We start from the raw sequence: 2,551 nt of genomic DNA on the forward strand, positions 1-2,551 counted from the left end.
GGAGGTGGGACGACGAAATCGAATTCTAACGAATTACCGATTTCTGTCCCGCTCTCTTTTTTCTTTCTATTTATATCTGTTCTCTCCTTTCTGAAAATATGGTAGAATAATAGAAATAGAAAGATAGGTGACCATGGATTACTTTAAACGACACAAATTTGATTGGTCCAAATTCCGTTTGGGGATGAGAACCTTTAAAACAGGGATTGCCGTTTTTATTGTACTACTTATTTTTGGAATATTTGGCTGGCGAGGCCTTCAGATCGGGACTTTGACAGCTGTTTTTAGTTTGAGGGAAGACTTTGATAAGAGTGTCCATTTCGGGGCTTCGCGTGTCATGGGCAACAGTATCGGAGGTTTTTATGCCGTATTGTTCTTCCTTTTAAAAACGCTCTTTCATGGGGCGTATTGGGTGACTCTGATTTTTGTACCCATTGCGACCATGTTAACCATTATGACAAATGTCGCTATGAATAATAAAGCAGGAATTATCGGAGGAGTTTCAGCAATGCTGATCATTACCCTCTCGATTCCTAACGGAGAAACCTTCTTGTATGTTTTTGCCCGAATATTTGAGACCTTTATTGGCGTTTTTGTTGCGATTTTGGTCAATTCGGATGTGGATCGCATTCGCGATTTTCTCAAGAAACACAAAAAACCTATGTAAGATTATATAACATTTAATCTTGACATAGATTTTTTTTTCGATATAATAGAATAGAAAGAGGAATGGTATGAAGGAAAAGGAATTACGACGCTCGCTGGCAGTCTTTCCGATTGGCAGTGTTATGAAGCTGACCGACTTGACAGCTCGCCAGATTCGTTATTATGAAGATCAGGGATTGATTTCTCCCGATCGGACAGAAGGCAATCGCCGCATGTATTCGTTGGACGATATGGACCGCCTACTTGAGATCAAAGATTATATCTCAGATGGCTTCAATATTGCGGATATTAAGAAAAAATATGCGGAAAAAGAGCAAGAGCAAACCAAGGTTGTCAGTCAAGAAGAGATCCGTAAGGCTCTTCATCGTGACATTCTTCAGCAAAGTCGCTTCACATCTTCCCCATCGCCATATGGTCAATTTCGTTGATCATTTCATAAGCTTGTAATCTATTTTAAGGAGACAAAAATGTCAATTACTGCTGCAGATATTCGCCGTGAAGTAAAAGAAAAAAATGTTACTTTTATTCGCTTGATGTTCTCTGATATTTTGGGAACCATGAAGAACGTCGAAATTCCAGCTACCGATGAGCAACTGGACAAGGTTCTTTCAAACAAAGCCATGTTTGATGGTTCTTCTATCGAAGGATTTGTCCGTATCAACGAGTCAGATATGTATCTTTACCCAGATTTGGATACATGGACAGTCTTCCCTTGGGGAGATGAAAATGGTAGCGTAGCTGGCTTGATCTGTGATGTCTATACGACTGAAGGGAAACCATTTGCAGGAGACCCACGTGGCAACTTGAAACGGGCACTTCGTCATATGGAAGAGCTTGGCTTCAAATCTTTTAACCTTGGTCCAGAACCAGAATTCTTCCTCTTCAAGTTGGACGAAAATGGAGATCCAACTCTTGAAGTAAACGACAAAGGTGGCTATTTTGACTTGGCTCCAACAGATCTTGCGGATAACACTCGTCGTGAAATCGTAAATGTCTTGACCAAGATGGGCTTTGAAGTAGAAGCTAGTCACCACGAAGTAGCCGTTGGTCAGCATGAAATCGACTTTAAGTATGACGAAGTGCTTCGCGCTTGTGACAAGATCCAAATCTTTAAACTCGTTGTGAAGACCATCGCCCGTAAACACGGCTTGTATGCAACCTTTATGGCCAAACCAAAATTTGGAATTGCCGGATCAGGTATGCACTGTAATATGTCTCTCTTTGACCAAGATGGCAACAATGCTTTCTTTGATCCAGAAGATCCACGTGGCATGCAATTGTCAGAAACAGCTTATCACTTCTTGGGTGGCTTGATCAAGCATGCATATAACTTTACAGCGGTGACCAACCCAACCGTCAACTCTTATAAACGTTTGGTTCCTGGATATGAAGCACCTGTTTATATCGCTTGGGCAGGTCGCAACCGTTCCCCATTGGTACGTGTGCCAGCATCACGTGGTATGGGAACTCGTTTGGAATTACGCTCCGTAGACCCAATGGCCAATCCTTATGTAGCCTTGGCAGTCTTGCTTGAAGTCGGCCTTCACGGTATTGAAAATAAAATCGAAGCACCTGCTCCGATCGAAGAAAATATCTATGTGATGACACCAGAAGAACGTAGAGCAGCTGGAATCACAGATCTCCCTTCTACCCTTCACAATGCCTTGAAAGCCTTGACAGAAGACGAAGTGGTAAAAGCTGCCTTGGGTGAGCACATCTACACCAGCTTCCTTGAAGCCAAACGAATCGAATGGGCAAGCTATGCGACTTTCGTATCTCAATGGGAAGTAGACAACTATTTAGATCTTTATTAAGAAACAAGAGTAAAGAGGCTAGGACAAAAGTCCTAGCCTCTCAATTATTTTTGGATTGTCGAGCAAGACGC

The 2,551-nt window shown here is 42.1% G+C and carries 3 protein-coding genes; all 3 read left to right on the top strand.

What is annotated here, in order from left to right; genetic code table 11:
* Positions 1-133: 133 nt before the first annotated feature.
* The 3 genes from ADG03_RS01145 to glnA all read left to right on the top strand — a co-directional run bounded on the left by ADG03_RS01145 (position 134) and on the right by glnA (position 2,480).
* Complete coding sequence (locus ADG03_RS01145; RefSeq protein ID WP_003008874.1) at positions 134-667, top strand: FUSC family protein; 534 nt, start codon at positions 134-136, stop codon at positions 665-667.
* Positions 668-734: 67 nt separating this feature from the next.
* Positions 735-1,094, top strand: a complete 360-nt coding sequence (locus ADG03_RS01150; RefSeq protein ID WP_003008872.1) for a MerR family transcriptional regulator — start codon at positions 735-737, stop codon at positions 1,092-1,094.
* A 39-nt stretch (positions 1,095-1,133) separates the two neighbouring features.
* Entirely contained in the window at positions 1,134-2,480 is a 1,347-nt protein-coding gene (glnA, locus tag ADG03_RS01155) for a type I glutamate--ammonia ligase (protein ID WP_003012492.1), read from the top strand.
* Positions 2,481-2,551 lie beyond the last annotated feature (71 nt).

It is taken from the genome of Streptococcus parasanguinis (assembly GCF_001069785.1).
GTDB classification, from domain to species: domain Bacteria; phylum Bacillota; class Bacilli; order Lactobacillales; family Streptococcaceae; genus Streptococcus; species Streptococcus parasanguinis_T.

Bases quoted from the DNA above. Each gene is read 5' to 3' on its own strand.
- ADG03_RS01145 (WP_003008874.1), top strand. From the start codon at position 134: ATGGATTACTTTAAACGACACAAATTTGATTGGTCCAAATTCCGTTTG.
- glnA (WP_003012492.1), top strand. From the start codon at position 1,134: ATGTCAATTACTGCTGCAGATATTCGCCGTGAAGTAAAAGAAAAAAAT.
- ADG03_RS01150 (WP_003008872.1), top strand. From the start codon at position 735: ATGAAGGAAAAGGAATTACGACGCTCGCTGGCAGTCTTTCCGATTGGC.